The sequence below is a fragment of the Acidovorax sp. Root70 genome (genome assembly GCF_001428225.1).
GTDB lineage: Bacteria > Pseudomonadota > Gammaproteobacteria > Burkholderiales > Burkholderiaceae_C > Acidovorax.
Window position 1 is genome coordinate 94065 of the sequence record NZ_LMHQ01000001.1, and the last position, 19935, is coordinate 113999.

At 67.0% G+C, this 19935-nt stretch carries 16 protein-coding genes; 6 read left to right on the forward strand and 10 right to left on the reverse strand.

The window, feature by feature from the left end:
• Nucleotides 1-56: 56 nt before the first annotated feature.
• From rsmD to ASD94_RS00420, 3 genes are read right to left on the reverse strand one after another with little or no spacing between them, the layout of a single operon-like run.
• The gene (gene rsmD, locus ASD94_RS00410; RefSeq protein ID WP_056637058.1) at nucleotides 57-761 is read right to left on the reverse strand and encodes a 16S rRNA (guanine(966)-N(2))-methyltransferase RsmD; all 705 of its coding nucleotides are present in this window, start codon (nucleotides 759-761) and stop codon (nucleotides 57-59) included.
• Nucleotides 758-2116 (reverse strand): pitrilysin family protein, encoded by a 1359-nt coding sequence (locus ASD94_RS00415; protein WP_056637061.1) that lies wholly within the window; start codon nucleotides 2114-2116, stop codon nucleotides 758-760. Before ASD94_RS00415 ends, rsmD begins: the two co-directional genes overlap by 4 nt.
• A gap of 22 nt (nucleotides 2117-2138) precedes the next feature.
• Nucleotides 2139-3572 carry a pitrilysin family protein gene (locus tag ASD94_RS00420; RefSeq protein WP_056637063.1) on the reverse strand — a complete coding sequence of 478 codons (1434 nt, stop codon included), beginning with the start codon at nucleotides 3570-3572 and terminating at the stop codon, nucleotides 2139-2141.
• A gap of 28 nt (nucleotides 3573-3600) precedes the next feature.
• Between ASD94_RS00420 and ftsY the strand changes: the two genes are divergently transcribed.
• The 6 genes from ftsY (at nucleotide 3601) to ASD94_RS00450 (ending at nucleotide 12066) form a co-directional block, all read left to right on the forward strand.
• Nucleotides 3601-4989, forward strand: coding sequence for a signal recognition particle-docking protein FtsY (gene ftsY / locus ASD94_RS00425; protein ID WP_056637066.1), 1389 nt, complete (start codon nucleotides 3601-3603; stop codon nucleotides 4987-4989).
• A 115-nt stretch (nucleotides 4990-5104) separates the two neighbouring features.
• Nucleotides 5105-7753, forward strand: coding sequence for an EAL domain-containing protein (locus tag ASD94_RS00430; RefSeq protein WP_056637068.1), 2649 nt, complete (start codon nucleotides 5105-5107; stop codon nucleotides 7751-7753).
• Nucleotides 7754-7868: 115 nt separating this feature from the next.
• Complete coding sequence (locus tag ASD94_RS00435; RefSeq protein ID WP_056637071.1) at nucleotides 7869-8942, forward strand: hypothetical protein; 1074 nt, start codon at nucleotides 7869-7871, stop codon at nucleotides 8940-8942.
• Between the two features lie 187 nt (nucleotides 8943-9129).
• Nucleotides 9130-10071, forward strand: a complete 942-nt coding sequence (gene rpoH / locus ASD94_RS00440; RefSeq protein WP_056637076.1) for an RNA polymerase sigma factor RpoH — start codon at nucleotides 9130-9132, stop codon at nucleotides 10069-10071.
• A 114-nt stretch (nucleotides 10072-10185) separates the two neighbouring features.
• Nucleotides 10186-11223, forward strand: coding sequence for a tripartite tricarboxylate transporter substrate binding protein (locus ASD94_RS00445; RefSeq protein WP_056637079.1), 1038 nt, complete (start codon nucleotides 10186-10188; stop codon nucleotides 11221-11223).
• Between the two features lie 138 nt (nucleotides 11224-11361).
• On the forward strand, nucleotides 11362-12066 hold the full coding sequence (locus ASD94_RS00450; RefSeq protein WP_056637082.1) for a Crp/Fnr family transcriptional regulator: 705 nt from the start codon (nucleotides 11362-11364) through the stop codon (nucleotides 12064-12066).
• A 22-nt stretch (nucleotides 12067-12088) separates the two neighbouring features.
• On the opposite strand, the gene ASD94_RS00455 is transcribed toward ASD94_RS00450, so the two are convergent.
• The 7 genes from ASD94_RS00455 to ASD94_RS00485 form a co-directional block, all read right to left on the reverse strand.
• Complete coding sequence (locus ASD94_RS00455) at nucleotides 12089-13888, reverse strand: bifunctional diguanylate cyclase/phosphodiesterase (RefSeq protein WP_082576693.1); 1800 nt, start codon at nucleotides 13886-13888, stop codon at nucleotides 12089-12091.
• Nucleotides 13885-15489, reverse strand: coding sequence for a PAS domain-containing methyl-accepting chemotaxis protein (locus ASD94_RS00460; RefSeq protein WP_056637084.1), 1605 nt, complete (start codon nucleotides 15487-15489; stop codon nucleotides 13885-13887). The genes ASD94_RS00455 and ASD94_RS00460 overlap by 4 nt, the downstream gene beginning before the upstream one ends.
• Before the next feature lie 251 nt (nucleotides 15490-15740).
• Entirely contained in the window at nucleotides 15741-16352 is a 612-nt protein-coding gene (locus ASD94_RS00465) for an SCO family protein (protein WP_056637631.1), read from the reverse strand.
• 8 nt (nucleotides 16353-16360) lie between these two features.
• Nucleotides 16361-17263, reverse strand: a complete 903-nt coding sequence (gene cyoE, locus ASD94_RS00470; RefSeq protein WP_056637086.1) for a heme o synthase — start codon at nucleotides 17261-17263, stop codon at nucleotides 16361-16363.
• Nucleotides 17260-18441: a heme A synthase gene (locus ASD94_RS00475; RefSeq protein ID WP_056637090.1), complete on the reverse strand. Its 1182-nt coding sequence runs from the start codon at nucleotides 18439-18441 to the stop codon at nucleotides 17260-17262. The genes cyoE and ASD94_RS00475 overlap by 4 nt, the downstream gene beginning before the upstream one ends.
• Entirely contained in the window at nucleotides 18438-19193 is a 756-nt protein-coding gene (locus tag ASD94_RS00480) for a hypothetical protein (RefSeq protein WP_056637092.1), read from the reverse strand. The genes ASD94_RS00475 and ASD94_RS00480 overlap by 4 nt, the downstream gene beginning before the upstream one ends.
• Nucleotides 19135-19923, reverse strand: coding sequence for an SURF1 family protein (locus tag ASD94_RS00485; RefSeq protein ID WP_056637096.1), 789 nt, complete (start codon nucleotides 19921-19923; stop codon nucleotides 19135-19137). Before ASD94_RS00485 ends, ASD94_RS00480 begins: the two co-directional genes overlap by 59 nt.
• Nucleotides 19924-19935 lie beyond the last annotated feature (12 nt).

The following is a 19935-nucleotide window of genomic DNA, read 5'->3' on the forward strand; positions in this document are numbered from 1 at the left end:
CCTGCGGGCCGCGTGCGCGCATTATGCAGTGCAGTGCAACATGAACCGGTGTGGGCTCAGGCGGCGGCCACCACGGGGCGCAGCAGGTGCGCGTGCACAGCGCCCGCCTTCAGATGCCGGTACACGGCCAGGCCGTTCGCGGCCAGTTCGTCGTCCGTCCAAGCGCGGGGGGCTTCGAGGTAGATGAAGCCTTGAGCGGCCACAGCCTGGGCCGCCGCCTGCAGCGCGGGCGCAAACAGGTCACCATCGAACGGCGGGTCCAGCAGCACCAGGTCCAGGCTGGCGGGTGCGGCCTGCTTCAGCGCAGACACGCCGTCACCGCGCTGCACGCGCACGGCGCTCGCCTGCAGCTTAGCCTGCAGCACCTGCAACTGGGCCACCAGCGCTGCGTCGCTCTCCACCAACTGCACCGACGCGGCGCCGCGCGAGGCGGCTTCGAGCCCCAGCGCGCCCGTGCCAGCAAACGCGTCCAGGCAGCGCCAGCCCGCCAGGTCCTGGCCCAGCCAGTTGAACAGGGTTTCGCGCACGCGGTCGGGCGTGGGGCGCAGACCGGGGCGCTGGGCCACGGGCAGGCGGGAGCGCTTCCATTGCCCGCCGATGATGCGGATTTCGCCCGCGCCCTGGGGGACGGCCGCCGCCGCAGCTTTGTCCTTGGCGTTTTTCTTGGCGGCTTTGGGGTCCACAGGGGCTGCAGCGGCGGCGGCTTGAGCCTTGCGGATTTCGGCGGTGATGGCGCTGCCGCGCAGGGTGGATCGGCTCATGGCTGCTTGCCTCCCACCACCACGGTCACCATGCGGTCGGGCTGCAGCTTTTGGGCCATGGCGGTGCGCACGTCGGCCACCGTCAGGGCCTCGACCTTTTTGGCCCACTGGTCCAGGTAGTCCAGCGGCAGGTCGTTCCAGGCGATGTTGGCCACGTTACCCAGCAGCTTCTTGTTGCTGTCGATGCGCAGCGCAAAGCCGCCGATGAGGTTGTCCTTGGCGGCGCGCAGCTCGGCCTCGGAGGGGCCTTCGGCCACAAAGCGGGCGATCACGTCGCGCGAGACCTGCACCGCCTGCGCAGCCTGGTCGGGGCGCGTCTGCAGGCCCACGGTGAAGGCCCCGGCGTGCAGGCCGGGGGCAAAGTAGCTGTAGACGCTGTAGCTCAGGCCGCGCTTTTCGCGCACCTCGTGGGTCAGGCGCGAGACAAAACCGCCGCCGCCCAGGATGTGGTTGCCCACGAGCAGCGCGAGGAAATCCGGGTCGCGGCGCTGGAAGCCCGGCTGACCGATCAGCACGTGGGCCTGGGCCGATGCGAACGGGATGGTCTTCTCGGCAGGGGCCGTCAGGGCCGCCACCTCGCCCACGGGCTGCAGCGGTGCGCAGCCTTCAGTGGCAGGCAGGCGCGACAGCAGCGTGGCCACCAGCGTCTGCGCCTGGGCGCGCGACACAGCCCCCACGATGCTGACCTTGGCGCGGCAAGCGGCAACGTACTGCGCGTGAAAGGCCTGCATGTCGGCCACGCCGATGCGGGCCAGCGTCTCTTCGGTGGTGCGCACGCCGTAAGGGTGGCTTCCATACACCGCAGCGGCAAACGCGTGGTTGGCCACGGTGGCGGGGCGTGTGTTGGCTTCCTTCAGGCTGGCGCTCCAGCGGGCGCGGTCGCGTTGCCAGACATCTTCGGTCGTCACGGGCTCGGCAATCTGGCGGGCTGCCAGGCGTGCGGCGCGTTCCAGCAGCGGCGGGTCGGTCAGCGAGCGCAGCACGTAGTGCAGCGTGTCGTTGTCGGCATTGGCTTCAAAGCTGGCGCCCAGGTCGGCCCAGGCCTCACCCAAGCCGTTTTCGTCCAGCCCGGGCTCGGCACTCGCGTCGCGCCCGGCCTTGACGCCCTTGCTCGCCATGGCGGCCACCGCGTTGGCCAGGCCTGACTGGCCCGCCGGGTCGCGGCGCGTGCCGGCGTCAAAGTCGATCTGCACATCCACCATGGGGATGACCGGGCTTTCGACCAGGTAGACCTTGGCCCCATTGGGCTCCGTCCAGTGCTGGATGGGCAGCAGCGCCCAGGCAGAATTGGAAGAAAAAAGGGCGATAGCGCCAGTGCATAAAGCACGGGCAGCTATGTTTTTGATAGTAATCATGGGCAGTTTCCGCAGGGCGGGTTCAGCGGATGGCAGCGCCCGGAGGCAGCTGGGGACGGGGGCGGGGGGCGTCCAGGGGCTGGGGCAGCAGCGTGGCCACGGTGAGCTGGTCGTCGCCGAAATACTTGGCAGCCACGGCCTGCACCTGCGCCGGGGTCACGGTGCGCAGCAGGGCCAGCAGGCGCTCGTTGGCGTCCAGCGGAAAGCCCTGCACCCAGTTGCCGCCCAGCTCTTGCGCCTGGCTCATCACCGAGTCGCGCTCGTACACGGTGGAGGCGATCCATTGCGTCTTGACGCGGTTCAGTTCGGCCTCGCTCACACCATCCTTCGCCACCCGGGTCACCTCGGCGCGCAGCGCGTCTTCGACCTGCTGGGCCGTCTTGCCCGCAGCGGGCACGCCGCTGAGCATGAACAGGCTGGGGCCGCGCCCCGTGACCATGGCGGAGCTGCTGGCGCTGTCGGCCACGCGGTTGGGGCCCTGGGTCAGTGCGCGGTCCAGCCGGGCACCGTCGTAGCCGTTGAACACGGCCGACAGCACCATCAGCGCGAGGGCGTCACGGTCTTCGTCGGTGAGGTTGTCCACGCGGTCCAGACTGGGCGCGCGGAAGGCCAGGGCCACATAGGACTGCTCGGCCGGAGCCTTGACGGCAATGCGGCGCAGGCCCTTTTGCTCGGGCTCGGTACGCGGTTTGCGCGCGGGCAGCGCGTGCACGGGCAGGCTGCCGTAGTACTTCTCGGCCAGCACACGCACCTGGGCTACATCCACGTCGCCCGCCACCACGACGGCGGCGTTGGTCGGGGTGTACCACTGGCGGTGGAAGGCGCGCACGTCGTCGGGCGTCATCGCGTCCAGGTCGCTCATCCAGCCCACGATGGGGCGGCGGTAGGGCGACGCGTTGAAGGTGGCGGCAAACAGTTGCTCGGCCAGTACGGCGCGGGGCTGGTCTTCGGTGCGCAGGCGGCGCTCTTCCTTGACGACCTCGATCTCTTTCTTGAACTCCTCGTCGGGCCAGTGATTGTTGGCAAACCGGTCCGATTCGAGCTTCATCACATCTTCCAGCCGGTTGGACGGGATCTGCTGGTAGTAGCCGGTGTAGTCCCGGCTGGTGAATGCGTTCTCCCGCCCACCCAGTGCCGCCACGCGGCGCGAGAACTCGCCCGGCGGCAAGGTCTTGGTGCCCTTGAACATCATGTGCTCCAGCGCATGGGCCACGCCCGAGGTGCCGTCCACCTCGTCCATCGAGCCCACACGCACCCAGACCATGTGCACCGCCGTCGGGGCACGCCGGTCGGGCTGCACGATGAGCTGCATGCCGTTCTTGAGCGTGAACTGCTGCGCACCGGAGGCCGTAGCAGACGGCGCGCTGGAGGGTTGAGACACCGGGGTGGTGGCCGCAAAGGCAGCCCCGGACGAGAGGCAGGCCAGCAGGCCCAGAAGGGTGAAAGCGCGTTTCATAGAATGGGGAGATTCTAAGAACCCGCCAATGTTCAGTTTTTTCAAGAAAAAGCCCGCTCCTTCGCCCGCCCCCACCGATGCGCCCGCCCCGGCCCAGCCGGTAGGCGCACCGGCGCCCGCTGTGGATGCGCCCATGGCGCCGCCCCCGCCCGCCACGCCGCCCGTGGCTACCCCCATCGCACCTGCGCCGATCCCAGCGGCTCCCGCTGCAGCACCTGCCCCGGCAGGCTTTGGCTGGCTGCGCAACCCGTTTGGCAGCAAAGCTCCGGAGCCCGCTGCGCCGCCACCCGCGGCACCGGCGCCCACCATCGAGCCCGCTCCGGCGCCCGTAGCGATGCCACCGGTGGCGCCGGTCGTCACACCGCCCTCTGCCGCACCCGTTGCTGCGCCGGTGGCCGCAAGCCCTGCACTACTCCCTGCTGCGCCCCCGGTTCCCGTTGCCGCCCCCACGCCGGTGACTCCACCCGCGCCCATGGCGACACCCGTGGTCTCGGCTGCGCCCCCCGCCCCGGCGCCTGAGCGCAAAGGCTGGCTCGACCGCCTCAAGGCCGGCCTGCGCAAGACCGGCACCAGCATTGCTACCGTCTTCACCGGTACCCAGATTGACGACGCGCTGTATGAAGAGCTGGAAGAGGCCCTGCTGATGGCCGACACCGGTGTGAAAGCCACCACGCACCTGCTGGCCGACCTCAAGCGCCGCGTCAAGGACAGCAAGACCACCGACCCTGCGGCCGTCAAGGGCCTGCTGGCCGATTCGCTGGCCGACCTGCTGCGCCCGCTCGAAAAAGCCCTGGTCATTGGCGAGCACACGCCCACCGTGATCATGGTGGCGGGCGTCAACGGTGCGGGCAAGACCACGTCGATCGGCAAGCTCACCAAACACCTGGCAGACGAAGGTGCCGCCGTGCTGTTAGCGGCGGCAGACACCTTCCGCGCCGCTGCGCGCGAGCAGCTGGGCGTGTGGGCCGACCGCAACACGGTCGAGATCGTGAGCCAGGAAGGCGGCGACCCCGCTGCCGTGAGCTTTGACGCCGTCACCGCTGGCAAGGCGCGCGGCAAGGACGTCGTGCTGGTGGACACCGCCGGCCGCCTGCCCACGCAGCTGCACTTGATGGAAGAGCTGAAGAAGATCCGCCGCGTGGTGACCAAGGCCGACGCCACAGCCCCCCACGAGGTGCTGCTGGTGATCGACGGCAACACCGGCCAGAACGCACTGGCCCAGGTGCGCGCATTCGACGACGCGCTGCAGCTCACCGGCCTCATCGTGACCAAGCTCGACGGCACGGCCAAGGGCGGCGTGCTGGCCGCCATCGCGCAAGAGCGCCCCATTCCGGTGTATTTCATCGGTGTGGGCGAAAAGCTCGAAGACCTGGAAACCTTCAGCGCCCGCGAATTCGCCCAGGCTTTGCTGAGCTGAGCCGCAGCGGCACAGCCTTCCCCTCAGAAATGGCCCCATCCGGGGCCATTTACACATTTACGGATCGCAACGTTTCCTCCATCATGGGCTTTCCCCTGGAAATGCACGGAGGCCCATGTTCATTGAGCTGGTCAAAGGCGTTGCGCTGCTGCTGGCGCTGTGCTTTCTGCATGGTTTCAACATCCGCGTCTGGCGCCAGCACCCGTGGGTGGGCCAGGTCTTTTCAGGGCTGATCTTCGGCGGCATCTGCGTGGTGGGCATGCTCATCCCCGTGGTGCTGATGCCGGGTGTGATCTTCGATGCGCGCTCGGTGGTGCTAAGCATGGCAGGCCTGTTCGGCGGCCCGCTGGTGGCGGGCATTGCCGCGCTGATGGCGGCCACCGGCCGCCTCTGGCTGGGTGGCGCGGGCGCCGAGGTGGGCCTGATGGTGATCGGCCTGTGCACCGCGCTCGGGCTGGTGTACCGCGAAGGCCGCGCCCGGGGGCGGCTGGGGGTGGAACCCGTTGCCCTTGCGCTGTTTGGGCTGCTGCTGCACACGGCAGTGATTGCGCTGTTTCAGCTACTGCCTACCGAAGTGGCGCAGCGCATCAACCAGACGCTGGCCCTGCCCTACCTGCTGACCTTCACCCCGGCCACCGTGGTACTGGGCCTGCTGCTGCACGATGTGGAGCAGCGCATGGCCACCGAACGCGCATTGATCGGCACTGCCGCGCGCCTGCGCGCCATCACGCAGGCCATCCCGGATGTGCTGCTGGTGCTGGACGCCCAGGGCCGCTATGTGGAGGTGCTGTCCCCCGACGACGACGCGCTGGCCGCCAGCGCACCGGTGCTGGTGGGCAAGCGGCTGCACGACGTGCTGCCCGCTGAGCAGGCCGAACGGTTCATGGCGCTCATCCGCGACACGCTGCAGTCCGGCCAGACCCACAGCGTGGAATACGAGATGCAGACCCTGTCGGGACTGCGCCAGTTTGAAGGGCGCACCCAGCCCCTGGGCGTGCAGGTGGGCGGCCAGGCGGCCGTGGTGTTCCTGGCCCGGGACATCACCAACCGCAAGCAGGCAGAGAGTGCGCTGCGCGAATCCGAACTCCGCTTTCGCTCGCTGCTGCGCAATATCCCGTCCATCTCGGTACAGGGTTACCTGCAGGACGGCACCACCAGCTACTGGAACCAGGCGTCCGAACAACTGTACGGCTACACCGCCGAAGAAGCCCTGGGCGGCAACCTGCTCGACCTCATCATCCCCCCGCCCATGCGCGACGACGTGCGGGCCCACATGCAGCACATGTTCGCCACCGGCGAGGTGATTCCGGCCGGTGAGCTGCAATTGCGGCGCAAGGACGGCACGCCGGTGCATGTGTTCTCCAGCCACGCCTACATCCAGGTGCCCGGCCACCCCCCGGAGATGTTCTGCATCGACATCGACATCTCGGGCCGCAAGGCCGCCGAGGACGAGGCACGCTACCTGGCGTTCTACGACGCACTCACGCAACTGCCCAACCGCCGCCTGCTGGTGGACCGGCTGCAGCAGGTGCTGGCCAACGGCGCACGCTCGGGTCTGACCACGGCCGTGCTGTTTGTGGACCTGGACAACTTCAAGACCTTGAACGACACCCGGGGGCACGAGGTGGGCGACCTGCTGCTCAAGGACGTCGCCCAGCGCCTGCGCAGCTGCGTGCGCGAGCAGGACACCGTGGCCCGCCTGGGGGGTGACGAGTTTGTGGTGGTGCTGCAGAACCTGAGCAGCGACGCCCCCGAGGCCGCCGCGCAGGCGCGCACGCTGGGCGAGCTGATCCTGGCGCAGCTGCGCCAGCCGTATGAGCTGGCGGGGCACGAACACCACTTCACGGCCAGCATTGGGGTGACGCTGCTCACCCACCAGCGCGACTCGGTGGACGAGGTGCTCAAGCAGGCCGACATGGCCATGTACCGCGCCAAGGACGCCGGGCGCAACACGCTGCGCTTTTTTGACCCGGATATGCAGCAGGCCGTGAACCGCCGCGCCCTGCTGGAGACCGAGCTGCACAACGGCTTGCGGCACGCGCAGTTCCTGCTGCTGTACCAGCCTCAGGTGGACAGCCAGGGGCAAGTGACCGGCGCCGAGGCCCTGGTGCGCTGGCAGCACCCGGTGCAGGGCATGGTGCCGCCCTCGGAGTTCATCCCGCTGGCCGAAGAATCGGGCCTGATCCTGCCGCTGGGCCACTGGGTCATGGAAACCGCACTGCGCCAGCAAGCCCGTTGGCAGCACGACCCGCTGTTTGCACACCTGAGCCTGGCCATCAACGTGAGCGCGCGCCAGTTTCTGCAGGACGATTTTGTGACGCAGGTATTGGCACTGGTGCGACAGACCGGTGCCAACCCTGCGCAGATCAAGCTGGAGCTGACCGAAAGCCTGCTGCTGGACAACGTGGACAGCGTGATCGCCACCATGCGCGCCCTGAAGGCCCATGGCCTGGGGTTTTCGCTGGACGACTTTGGCACGGGTTACTCGTCGCTCAGCTACCTCAAGCGCCTGCCGCTCGACCAGATCAAGATCGACCAGGGCTTTGTGCGCGACGTGCTGCTGGACGCCAGCGACGCAGCCATCGCCCGGTCCATCATTGCGCTGGCCGGCAGCCTTGGCCTGTCCGTGATTGCCGAAGGGGTGGAGACCACCGCCCACCACCAGTTTCTGCTGGCCCATGGCTGTCAGGCCTTCCAGGGCTATCTGTTTGGCCGCCCGCTCACGCTGGAAGACTTTGAAAGCCGGGTGCGGCAGGGCGTGTAGCTGGGGTTGGCGCCGCCCCTGCTCTGTCCATTGGGCCACGGCAACAGGAAAAGCAGGATTCAAGTTCTGGGCCCAGGGCGTCGATATCTCTCTGTGGAAACCGTGGAGGTGTCCCATGAAGATTGAATCGTCCGCCCTGCAGATGCAGGCCCAGCATGTGGCCAGCCGCGTGCACACCCAAAGCAGCCGCGTCGAAGCCTGGGTGGGCGATCGCCGCCCCGCCAGCGCCCCTGGCCTCGCCCGAGCGGCCCCGGCGGTACAGATCTCCAGCGCCGCGCGCCTGGCCCGCGCCGCCCAGGAGGCCGCCGCCCCCACCCCGGCCGCAGATGCCGTGTCCAGTAGCAGCCCGGACGACGGCCTGACGCCCCAACTGGCCATGATCCGCGATCTGATCGCTCGCATGACGGGCGTGCAGGTGCAGGTGTACACCGGCCAGACGGAACCAGCTCCATCAGGATCCGCCACACCCGCGAACCGCCCACCCACACCGCGGCCCGCCGATGCTGGCCGCCCCCGTGCCGGATGGGGCCTGGTGGTGGAGCAACGCGAGGTGGTCGTAGAAACCGAAAACACCCAGTTTGCCGCCGAGGGCACCGTGCGCACTGCCGATGGGCAGGAAATCCGCTTCAGCCTGCAGCTGGACATGCAGCGCAGCTACCGCCAGGAATCGTCATTCAGCCTGCGCCTGGGCGATGCCGCGGCGGTCGACCCGCTGGTCATCAACTTCGACGGATCGGCTGCGCAGCTGCAAAATCTGCGCTTTGCGTTCGACCTAGACAGCGACGGCCAGACCGAAAACGTGCCCCTGCTGGCAGGCAACCGGGGCTACCTGGCTCTGGACCTGAACCACAACGGCCGCATCGACAACGGCCAGGAGCTGTTTGGCCCCGGCACCGGCAACGGCTTTGCCGAACTGGCCGTACACGACAGCGACGGCAACGGCTGGATTGACGAGGCGGACCCGGTGTTCCAGCAGCTGCAGGTATGGACGCCTGAGGCCGAGGGAGCCGGCAACCTGCGTACCCTGGCCGACGCAGGCGTGGGCGCACTGTCCACCCGTGCCGTAGCCACCCCGTTTGCCCTGCGTACCGCCGACAACGCCAGTCTGGGCACGGTGCGGTCCACCAGCGCCTACCTACGGGAAAACGGCGGCGCAGGCACGGTGCAGCAGGTGGATCTGACTGTCTAAAAGAGGTGGCGGGGTGGTCGTTTACTATAATTTTTATAGCTACAAAGACATGATTCACTAGCACTTGATGGCGATTTTGCTCAAATTATGTCAAAGGGTTTCGATGAGCAACCCGACGGGAACTCCGGGCTTAGCACTCAATCACAGAGAGTGCTAACATCATGGCTTAGAGGAAAGGATTCCCGGAATGAACATTCAATCTGGAACCGCGACGATGTCTCTGGCACCCGCCAATCCGTGGGCGCTGGTGCCCCCCTTGGGCAACCTGGACGCCTATATTTCGGCCGTCAACCGCCTGCCCCTGCTCACGCACGAAGAAGAGCAGACCTACGCACGCCAGCTCAAGGACAACAACGACCTGGACGCCGCCGGCCGGCTGGTGATGTCGCACCTGCGCCTCGTGGTTTCGATTGCACGCCAGTACCTGGGTTACGGTCTGCCCCACGGCGACTTGATCCAGGAAGGCAACGTGGGCCTCATGAAAGCCGTCAAGCGCTTCGACCCCGATCAGGGCGTGCGGCTGGTGAGCTATGCCATGCACTGGATCAAGGCCGAGATCCATGAATACATCCTGAAGAACTGGCGCATGGTCAAGGTGGCGACCACCAAGGCGCAGCGCAAGCTGTTCTTCAACCTGCGGTCCATGAAGCAGGGCTTCAAGGCCGACGCCTCGGCCGCCGACGCTGCCACCCACCGCGACACCTTGTCCGACCACGAGATCAGCGCCGTGGCCGCGCAGCTCAATGTGAAGCGCGAAGAAGTCATCGAGATGGAAACCCGCATGGCGGGTGGCGATGTGTTGCTGGACCCGGCCCCGGCCGATGACGGCGAGCAGGCGTTTGGCCCCATTGCCTACCTGGCAGATGCGTCGCACGAGCCCACCGCCATGATCGAGTCGCGCCAGCGCGACGCCCTGGCCACCGACGGCATTGCCAACGCCCTGGCCAGCCTGGACGACCGCAGCCGCCGCATCGTGGAAGAGCGCTGGCTCAAGGTCAACGACGATGGCTCCGGCGGCATGACGCTGCACGACCTGGCCGCCGTGTACGGCGTGAGCGCCGAGCGCATCCGCCAGATCGAAGTGGCCGCCATGAAGAAGATGAAGAAGGCGCTGGCCGAATACGCCTGAGTCGGACAGGCAGCGGGGTTAACATCCCCGGCTGCAGAAGTTGCCTCGCGGGGCCCCAGTTCTGGGGCCCCGCGTCGTTTGGCCCCCCGAATATTCTCAAGGAGATTGCACCCTATGCCGTCACGTCCCGCCCTTTCTGGCCGTGTGTCCCGCCGCGCTTCGCTGCTGATTGCGCTGGCTGCCGCATCCCCGTGGGCCCTTGCGCAGAACACCGGCAAGACCGCCGCAGCGCCCGCCCCGCTGGCGTGGCCGACCAAGCCCCTGAAGATCATCGTGGGCTTTCCGGCAGGCTCGTCGCCCGACCTGACCGCACGCACGTTCTCTGAGCCCCTGTCCAAGGCTTTGGGCCAGCCCGTCATCGTGGAGAACAAGGTGGGCGCGGGCGGCAACATTGGTGCCGACGCGGTGGCCAAGGCCCGTGACGACCACACCATCGGGCTGATGATCAATGGCAACATGACGATTGCCAGGCTGCTGAACCCGGCCGTGCCGTACGACCCGATCAAGGACTTGGCCCCTCTCAGCCTCATTGGCACCTCGCCGCTGATTCTGACCGCCCCCATCAGCCAGCCTGGCGTGCCCGCCAACAGCAGCGCCCGCGACTTCTTCGTGGCCGCGCGCAATGGCGGCGACAAATGGAGCTACGGGACGCCCGGCGTGGGCACGGTGGGCCATATCGGCACCGAACTGCTCAAGGCGCGCAGCAACATCAACCCCGTGCATGTGCCCTACCCCGGTTATCCGCAGGTGGCCAATGCCATGCTGGGTGGCCAGCTGCAGATGGCGCTGATGCCTCCAGCGCTGGCCCAAGCCCAAATGCGTGCGGGCAAGCTGCGCGCGATTGGCGTGACGTCCTCGGGGCGCAGCCCGCTGGCGCCCGAGGTCCCCAGCCTGGCCGAGGCAGGCATCACCAACTTCAACCTGGAGATCTGGAACGCCTTTGCAGCACCCGCCACCATGCCCAAGCCCATCCAGGCCAAGCTGGCTGCGCTGATCAGCGAGATCGCACGCAGCGAGGACGTGCGCAGCAAGCTGTTCCAGCAAGGGTGGCAAACGGTGGGGTCGTCACCCGAGGGCCTGGCCAACCGCATCAAGGCCGACACCAACCTGCTGGGCGGGGTGATTGCGATGCGCGGCATCAAGGTGGAGTAAGCCACCGCTGAGGTCTGCGACATACATTTTGTTGCAGTGCGCCAAAAACCCGGGTAAGGTCCAAACACCTTCCCGGGTTTTTTCATTCCGGGTGCCCTGAATGCCCCTTACCCGGTCAATGCCCCTTGCCACTGCTCCATGAAATCTGAACCTCTCGCCCGCAGCGGCGGGTGCGCGCTGTGCGCAGGGCAACAGCAATGCCTGCTGGGACGACAAAACGAAGAGTGCCGCAGCCAATGGATGCCTTTGGTGGTGGAGCGACCCATGTGCAAAGGGGAGCTGCTTTTGCGGCAAGGTGAACTGCCCCATACCTTCAGGATAGTCAAAACAGGTACCGTCATGCTGTTGTGCAGCGGCGAAGACCGTGTGGAGCGGCCCGTCGGGCTGTTTGGCCCCGGACAGCCCGTGGGCACCACCGGGCTGGTGCAGCAAACGGCAGCAGTATCCTGCCGCGCGCTGACGGCGGGGCGGCTGTGCGAAGTACAGATCGCGGCCGCCAGCCAGCGCGGCCTGCTTGACGAGGCATTTCTGCGGGGACTCGCGCAAAGCTACGCACAAACCAATGCCTGGCTCGCCGAGTGGGCCCGCATCGTGCGTATCCGGGGCGTGGCGGGCCAGTTGGCCGCCACCTTGCTGCAACTGGCTCGCATACAGCGCAGCACCCTGGTGCGCCTGCCCAGCCACGTGGTTCTGGCGGACCTGCTCTCGACCACGCGTGAAACCATTGCCCGTGCCCTGCGCCAGTTGGCACAACACCAGGGGCTGGTGCGCCATGACCGCTGGCATTGCGAGATCCAGCGCGAGGTGTTGCTCGGCCTGGCCGGGGGACACCGGCCGTCGTAGGACGGGACAGCCGTCCCGCCCATCAGACGGATACGACGGTGGCCGGCCCGCGCAAAGCATCCTCCCCTGCAGGCATGGCCGTCGCCTGCGCTGCCTGCAGCAGCGCCGCCACGTGGCCAGGGGGCACCGCCCTGGAAAACAGCCAGCCCTGGTAGGCATCACACCCGAAGTCGGTCAGCAGGTGCAGTTGCTCGGCAGACTCCACCCCTTCCGCCACCACATGAAGGCCCAGGGTTTGCGCCAGCACGACGATGGCCTGCACCAGCGTGGCATCGGCGCTGGTGCGCAGTAGCGGGCGCACAAACTCACGGTCAATCTTGATGCGGGAGACCGGCAACTGCTTGAGATAGGCGAGCGAAGAATGGCCGGTGCCGAAGTCATCGAGCGCAATGCGGACGCCCAGCGCCTGCAGGCCGCACAACACACGCCGGGCCTGCTCAGGGTCTGCCATGGCCTCGGATTCGGTCACCTCGATCTCCAGCAGGTCAGCCGGTGCTCCGTGCAGCGACAGGCTGCGCTCGATCTGCTCGACCAGGTCCGTCTGCCGCAATTGCTGCGCAGACAGGTTCACTGCCACCCGCAGCGGCATGCCCGCCCCCGCCCAGGCTGCGATCTGCCGGCAGGCGGTGTCCAGCACCCAGGCGCCCAGCGCAAGGATCAGGCCGGTGGCCTCGGCCACGGGCACAAAGCGGTCAGGGGGTATCTCACCGAGCTGCGGGTCGGTCCAGCGCAGCAGGGCCTCGACCCCGTGCACGCAGCCGGATCTCACATCCACCTGGGGCTGGTAATGCAAGGCCAGCCCCCCGTAGGCCAGTGCCATCTTCAGGCGTTCATGCAACTGCAGCTTCTCCGCCATGCGAATGCCCAGCGGGGGGGCATAAAAGGCGTAATGCGCGCGCCCCGATTCCTTGGCGTGGTACATGGCCATGTCGGCGTAGCGCATCAGCGTGGCCGCGTCCTGCGCGTCGTTGGGGTACAGGGCGATTCCCAGGCTCGCACCGAAGTCCAGCTCGAAGCCATGCATCTGGTAGGGGCGGCACAGCACATCCAGCAGCTTGGCAGCGGTCTGCTCGGCATCCTGCGCTTGCGCAATGTGCGGCAGCAGCACGGTGAACTCATCACCGCCCAGCCGGGCCAGCGCGTCACCTGCGCGCAGCGCGCTCTTGAGCCTGCGCGCCACTTCCAGCAGTACCTGGTCGCCAGCGGCATGGCCATAGCCGTCGTTCACCGCCTTGAAGTCATCCAGATCCAGCAGCAGCAATGCAAAAGACTGGCCGGAGCGCGCCGACTCGGCAATCGCCTGTTCGAGCCGCTGGCCGAACTGCCAGCGGTTGATCAGACCGGTCAACGTGTCGTGGGTGGCCTGGAAATGCATCCGAGCCTCCAGCCGCCGCACCTCCGAGATGTCGCGCACAAAGGCCACCGCCGTGCCGCCCTGTGCGTCCGTGTGCCCCAACGCAATGTCCACCGGAACGGAGCTGCCGTCCTTGCGCATGATCCAGAGGTCCCGTCCCATGCCCATGGGCCGGCGCGATGGGGCTCGGAAATAGCCCTCCAGGTGCTGGGCATGCGCATCGCGCAGGGCGGGGGGCAGGAAGATGCCGACCGAGCGGCCGCACAACTCGTCGGCCGAGTAGCCGGACAGGCTCTCCATCGCGGCGTTGACCATCACGATGCAGCCGGCGCGGTCCACGAGCAGGATACCGTCCGGTGCCGCATTCATGGCCGCCAGGATCAGGGAGCCACCGCCCCCGCTGCGCGGCGCCTGCTCCGACGAAGACGATGCGGCAGGCAGGTCGGGCCCGAGGCCAGCGGACCTCATCGCACAGTGCCCCGTGGCTGGAACACAGAGGCGGCTTCGTCCAGATGCCGCGCCTGCTGCGCCAGCGAACCACTGAGTTCAGCGCTGCGGCGCACCAGCGTGGCGTTTTGTTGCGTCATCTGCTCCAGCTGGGCCACCGCGCTGTTGATCTGCCCCACGCCCAGTGCCTGCTCGTGGCTGGCCTGCTGGATGTCCTGCACCAGCTCGCTGAGCCCGTGCACGGACCGCACCGCGCTGTCCATGGTCTGCGCTGCAGCGACCGCAGCGTCGGTGCCACTGCGCACTTCGGCCAGTGAGGCATCGATCAACGCCTTGATGTCGCGCGCAGCTCGGGCACTTTTTTGCGACAGCGCCCGCACCTCGGTCGCCACCACGGCAAAGCCCTTGCCATGCTCCCCGGCCCGCGCAGCCTCCACGGCTGCGTTGAGCGCCAGCAGATTGGTCTGGAACGCAATGCCGTCGATCAACGTGCTGATCTCTGCCACGCGCTGGCTGGCGCTGGCAATGCCTTGCATGGTGTGCTGCACACGCTGCACGGTGTCAGCGCCCAGCGCGGCGGCCTGCGCCCCCAGGCCGGCGCGCTGCGCGGCCAGTGCGGCCTTGTCGCTGTTGGCACGGATGGCGGCTGTTAGCTCGTCCAGCGCGGTGGCAGCCTCTTCCAGGCTGCTGGCTGCTTCTTCGGTGCGCTCTGACAAATGCGTGTTGCCGTCCTGCAACTCCGTGGCGCACTCGCGCACCTGCAGGGCTTTGCCCTGGATATCGCTCACCAGGGACATCATGTTGAGCCCGGCCTGCTGCACGCTGCGCATGAGCCCACCGATCTCATCCACGCGCTGCAGCATCAGGGGTTCGGCCTTCTGGCCGCTCGCAACGGCTCGCGCCTGCGCCAGCACCTCGCGCAGCGGCGTCACCACCCCGGTCTGCAGCCACCAGGCTGCCGCAGCACCGGCCGCACACCAGGCCACTAAACCCGCCAGCCACCAGCCTGCCCCGGCGGCCTGGCCGCCCGCACTGGCATTGGCACCCACGCTTGCGCTGCCACCAGCCACCAAAGCCAGTGCGCCTCCCAGCAGCAACGCGCCCAGGGCGCCGTGCAATCGCACCCCCAACGACAGAAACCGCAGGCGCGCCCACGCGGCAGCCAACCCCTGCACGCCCACCACAAAGCCGCGGTACACCCGCAGATGCCGGGCCCCTGCATTGATGCGCTGGTACAGCGTTTCGTGCGTGCGAATCTCGTCGTCCGATGCCTTGGTGCGTACCGACAGAAAGCCCACCACGGTGCCGTCCTGCCGGATGGGGCTGGCATTGGCACGCACCCAGTAATGGTCGCCGTCCTTGCGCCGGTTCTTGACCAGCGATGACCACGGCAACCCTCCGCGTATCGTGGCCCACATGTCCTCGAATGCAGCGGCAGGCATGTCGGGGTGGCGCACCACGTTGTGGGCCTTGCCATACAGCTCCTCGCGCCCAAAGCCGCTGACCTTGATGAAGGCATCGTTGGCATAGACGATGCGCCCCTTGAGATCGGTGGTGGAGAGCAGGGTGTCACCCTCGGACAGCGGGTAGTCGCGCTGGGTTACGTACACGTTCGAGCGCATGGAGGGCTGGTTCCTTCACAGAGTGGTGTGATCGAGGCGCAGATGCTGCTTGCGGCCGCATCAGCGCAAAGAAAACGCCACCGCCCGGCGCACCGCAGCAGATGGCTGTAACCACTCTAGGGAATCAGACCAGGATAGGCATCAAGGACGCCCCGGCATGTGCTGGCAACTTGGTGCCAATGTGATGCACCGCGCATTCTTGCCTACCCCAGTGAGGCAAATCTGCGACAGCCCAAGGGCCTGTAAAAGGCTCAGCCCGCTTCGCTCAGCAGGGCTTTGACATCGGCGGCCAGGGCCTGCGCACCGCTGCCGTAGCGGTTGTACACCCGCAGGCGACCCGCAGGGTCGTACACGTAGCTGCCGGCCGAATGGTCCATGGTGTAGCTCGTGGGCGTCTTGCCATCGACCTTCTTGTAGTAGATCTTGAAGTCCTTGGCGACGGCGGCCAGCTGTTCGGGCGTGCCGTACAGCGCCAGAAAGCTCGGGTCAAAGTTGGCCATGTAGGCCTTGAGCACCTCGGGCGTATCGCGCTCAGGGTCCACCGTCACAAAAACGCCCTGCAGCCGGTCGCCGTCCTTGCCCAGCATCTGCTTGACCTCGGCCAGCTCCTGCATCGAGGTGGGACACACGTCGGGGCACTGGGTGTAGCCGAAGAACACCACCACCACCTTGCCGGCAAAGTCCTTGATGTGACGCGGCTGGCCGTTGTGGTCGGTCAGGGGAATGTCGCGGGCGTACTCGGCGCCGGTGACGTCCACCCCCCTAAACTCGGCCTTTTTCTCGGAACATGCGCCCAAAAGGCCTGTAGCGCAGACAGATAGTGCACCAGCAGCTATCAATTGAAGAGCGTTTCGTTTCTGCATGGAGGTCATCACAGCACATAGTGGTCCACCAGCAGTGCCGCAAACAGCACGCTCAGGTGGATGAGAGAAAAACGGAAGGTCTTGCGGGCCAGAGCGTCCGAATAATTGCGCCACAGCGCGAACGCATACCCGCAGAAGCCCAGACTGAGGAGCACGGCAGCGACCAGATAGATCCAGGAACTCATGCCGTAGATGAACGGCATCATGCACCCGGCCAGAAGGATCAGGGTGTACAGGAACACCTGCAACCGCGTGAACTCGTTGCCGTGCGTGACAGGCAGCATGGGCAGGCCGGACTTGCGGTAGTCCTCCACCCGGTACAGGGCCAGCGCCCAGAAGTGCGGTGGGGTCCACAGAAAGATGATGAGGAAGAGGATGAGCGCCTCGGGCCCCACATCGTTGGTCATGGCCGCCCAGCCCAGCACCGGAGGCATGGCACCCGAGGCGCCGCCGATCACGATGTTCTGGGGCGTCAGGGGCTTGAGGATCACGGTGTAGACCACCGCGTAACCCACAAAGGTGGCAAAGGTCAGCCACATGGTCAGCGGGTTGACCCACACATACAGCAGCACGGAGCCTGCGGCACACAGCACGGCCGAAAAGAGCAGGGTCTGCGCGTTGGACAGCTCGCCCTTGGCGGTGGGGCGCCAGGCGGTGCGCTTCATCTTGGCGTCGATGCCTTGCTCGACGATGCAGTTGAACGCGGCAGCGGCACCCGCCACCAGCCACACGCCCACGCTGGCCAGGACCATGTGGCCGAGTTGCGCAGCGCTGGGCAGGCCGGGCACGGCCAGCACCATGCCGATCAGTGCACAAAAAACGATGAGCTGCACCACACGGGGCTTGGTCAGTGCATAAAACTGCTGGAACCGCGAAGGCGGCGCAGCAACGACGGGGGGGGCAACACTCATGCAGATACTCTCGATGCGCCCGTGGGCGCAGAAAACTCGCGGGGCGCAGTCGCCGCGCGGCTGGACACCAGGGCCCAGGTCAACACCACCACCAGGGCTGCAGCACCTCCGGTGTGCAGCACTGCAGCCACCAGAGGCCAATCCAGCACCACGTTGGACAAGCCCGTCACCAGTTGCAGCAAAGCCAGCCCGGCGAACCAACGTGTCTGCGCGGGCAACACGCCCCGGCGGTGAAAACGCCAGGCCACCAGGCCCAATGCGAGCAGCACCACGTAGGCCATCAGGCGGTGCACATAGTGGATGGCGGTGAGCGCGGCAAAACTAATGTGGCTGCCATCTTGCAGCATGCCCAGCTTGCGCCAGATTTGAAAACCCTGGGCGAAGTCCATCGCGGGCCACCAGCTGCCCTGGCAGGTGGGGAAGGTGGTGCATGCCAGCACCGCGTAGTTGGTACTGACCCAGCCTCCCAGCACCACCTGGAACGCCAGCAACAGACCGGTCACCAACAGCGCCCAGCGCAGAGCGGGCGGCAGGGTCACCGGTGCACGCCCCTGGGCGCTTTCGGTATGGCGTACCGCCTGTACGCACAGCAGTGCCAGCAGCACCAGGCCGCCGATCAGGTGCAGGGTAACGATGGCGGGAAAGAGCTTCATGGTCACGGTGAGCGCACCAAACGCACCCTGCAGGCACACCCACAACAAGGTCACCGTGGGCCACCAGGGGCTCAGCGGAGGCGCTGGCACGGCATCACGCCGGGCGCGGCGCTGCTGCACCCAGGACGACACCGTGAGCACAATGATCAGCACCCCCACTCCCGTGGCGAGGTAGCGGTGGATCATCTCGATCCAGGCCTTGCCATGGGTCACCGGGCCCGTGGGCATGGCCTCTTGGGCCGCCGCAATCTCGGCCCGGGCCCCTACAGGGCTGGAACTGCCGTAGCAGCCCGGCCAGTCGGGACAACCGAGGCCCGAATCCGTCAGGCGCGTGAAGGCGCCGAAAAGCACCAGATCAAACGTGAGGAACAACGTCAGCACCGTGAGTGCCTGCAGGCGCCGCATGGGCGAGCTGCGGCGGTTGCGCGCCCACACCCAGGTCAGCGGCCCCAGCGCAATCACCAGGCCCAGCAGCATCAGCTCGAGCACGGGAGCGAGGTCGTACAGCGGTTGGGCGTTGGTCATGGCTTGATTGGCCGCCCCGGCTCGTCCCACGAAGACGAAGCGCGCAGCAGGCGCTCCAGGTCGCGCTTGGCCTTGGCGGCGCCGTCTGTGTCCATGGCCGCCGGAAAGCGCATCATCCAGTTGCCCATGGGGTCCACGACATAGATATGGTCGGCCAGCTGCTGGCCTGGTGCGGGCTCGATCCAGGCCTTGAGTGCATCGGGCTCCACCCGCAACACGGTCGCCTGTTGCAGGGCGGTGGCCAATGACGCCGGCGGCTGGGCGTTGTCGCTGACGAGCCAGACCCAGTCCACGCGGTCTTTTTCCTTGCCCAGGCTTTCGCGCAGCTGGCGCTGCAGGTACAAGTGCTTCTGGCAGGCCGCGTCGCAGTTGCCTCCGGCCACGCTGACCAGCAACCACTGGCCCTTGAGCGACTCCAGCCGCGTGGCCTCGCCGCTGAGCGTGGCCGCCGTGAGCGCCGGCACCGTGCGCTGGGGGTTGATCAGCTCGCCATAGTTGCGCCGCCCCTCGGGGCGGATCACGTAGTAGGTGAAATACGACGCAACCACCGGCGCTGCGCAGATCAGCAACACACCCAGCATCTTCCAGCGCCCGTAGCGTGCACGTTGCACGGTGGCGACGGCATCACCCGCCTCGGGCAGGGTGTGCACGGTCAGCCCCAGGGGATGCTCCGCACGGGCCCCAGGCTGAAAATCAGGCGGCTGGCTGGCTGCGCGGGCGAATGAACCGTCGGACGATTTGGAACCAGACATAAAGGAGTGCTATCAGGCCACAGAGCCCGAACCATTGAAATGCGTAACCGTAGTGCTTTTCGACGCCTGCGCCGACCACGGGCCAGTCGCGTTGCAGGCCATCGCCCGCTTCGCCCGCTGGGCCCGTCTGCAACACAGTGAGGGGGGCGAGCGCCAGACCGGTTTCGGTCCGGTACGCCGCCAGGTCGAGATTTTGCCGGATGCGGGAAGACCCCTGCGCGCTATTGCCCCCCTGGAACTCGTACAGCCGCGAAGGCGCGGCGGCCACGCGGCCCTGCACCCGCACATCCGCACCCATGGGCGTCTTGACCGGGGGCAGCTGCGTGCGGTCCTGAAAATTGCGTGCCACCCAGCCACGCTGCACCAGCACCACCCCGGCACCCGGCCCGGCGAGCTGCAGCGGCGTGAGCACAAAGAAGCCAGGGCGACCCTGCATCTGGCGGTTATCCAGATATACCGTGTGCTCTGGCAACCAGCGCCCCTGCAGCTCCACGGCGCGGTGAACCAGGGCCTGTTGTGCCTCGGGCGCCGTACTGGCAGGGTCCGTCAGCGTGCGCCCATCGATGGCAGGCAGAGCGCCACGGGCATCCAGCATCGCCTGCAGCGACTCTTTCTGTGCGGCGCGCGACAGCTGCCAACGCCCCAGCGAGGCGGTGACCAGCATGCCCACCACGGCAGCCAGGGTAATCAGCCAAAAACGCAGGCCCACAGGACGGCGAAGGGGGGTCACGGGATAATGCGC

Coding starts and splice junctions, on each gene's coding strand:
- rpoH (WP_056637076.1), top strand. CDS start 9,130: ATGAACATTCAATCTGGAACCGCGACGATGTCTCTGGCACCCGCCAAT.
- ASD94_RS00415 (WP_056637061.1), bottom strand. CDS start 2,116: ATGATTACTATCAAAAACATAGCTGCCCGTGCTTTATGCACTGGCGCT.
- ASD94_RS00455 (WP_082576693.1), bottom strand. CDS start 13,888: ATGAGGTCCGCTGGCCTCGGGCCCGACCTGCCTGCCGCATCGTCTTCG.
- ASD94_RS00480 (WP_056637092.1), bottom strand. CDS start 19,193: ATGTCTGGTTCCAAATCGTCCGACGGTTCATTCGCCCGCGCAGCCAGC.
- ftsY (WP_056637066.1), top strand. CDS start 3,601: ATGTTCAGTTTTTTCAAGAAAAAGCCCGCTCCTTCGCCCGCCCCCACC.
- cyoE (WP_056637086.1), bottom strand. CDS start 17,263: ATGAGTGTTGCCCCCCCCGTCGTTGCTGCGCCGCCTTCGCGGTTCCAG.
- ASD94_RS00430 (WP_056637068.1), top strand. CDS start 5,105: ATGTTCATTGAGCTGGTCAAAGGCGTTGCGCTGCTGCTGGCGCTGTGC.
- ASD94_RS00450 (WP_056637082.1), top strand. CDS start 11,362: ATGAAATCTGAACCTCTCGCCCGCAGCGGCGGGTGCGCGCTGTGCGCA.
- ASD94_RS00475 (WP_056637090.1), bottom strand. CDS start 18,441: ATGACCAACGCCCAACCGCTGTACGACCTCGCTCCCGTGCTCGAGCTG.
- ASD94_RS00435 (WP_056637071.1), top strand. CDS start 7,869: ATGAAGATTGAATCGTCCGCCCTGCAGATGCAGGCCCAGCATGTGGCC.
- ASD94_RS00420 (WP_056637063.1), bottom strand. CDS start 3,572: ATGAAACGCGCTTTCACCCTTCTGGGCCTGCTGGCCTGCCTCTCGTCC.
- rsmD (WP_056637058.1), bottom strand. CDS start 761: ATGAGCCGATCCACCCTGCGCGGCAGCGCCATCACCGCCGAAATCCGC.
- ASD94_RS00460 (WP_056637084.1), bottom strand. CDS start 15,489: ATGCGCTCGAACGTGTACGTAACCCAGCGCGACTACCCGCTGTCCGAG.
- ASD94_RS00445 (WP_056637079.1), top strand. CDS start 10,186: ATGCCGTCACGTCCCGCCCTTTCTGGCCGTGTGTCCCGCCGCGCTTCG.
- ASD94_RS00465 (WP_056637631.1), bottom strand. CDS start 16,352: ATGCAGAAACGAAACGCTCTTCAATTGATAGCTGCTGGTGCACTATCT.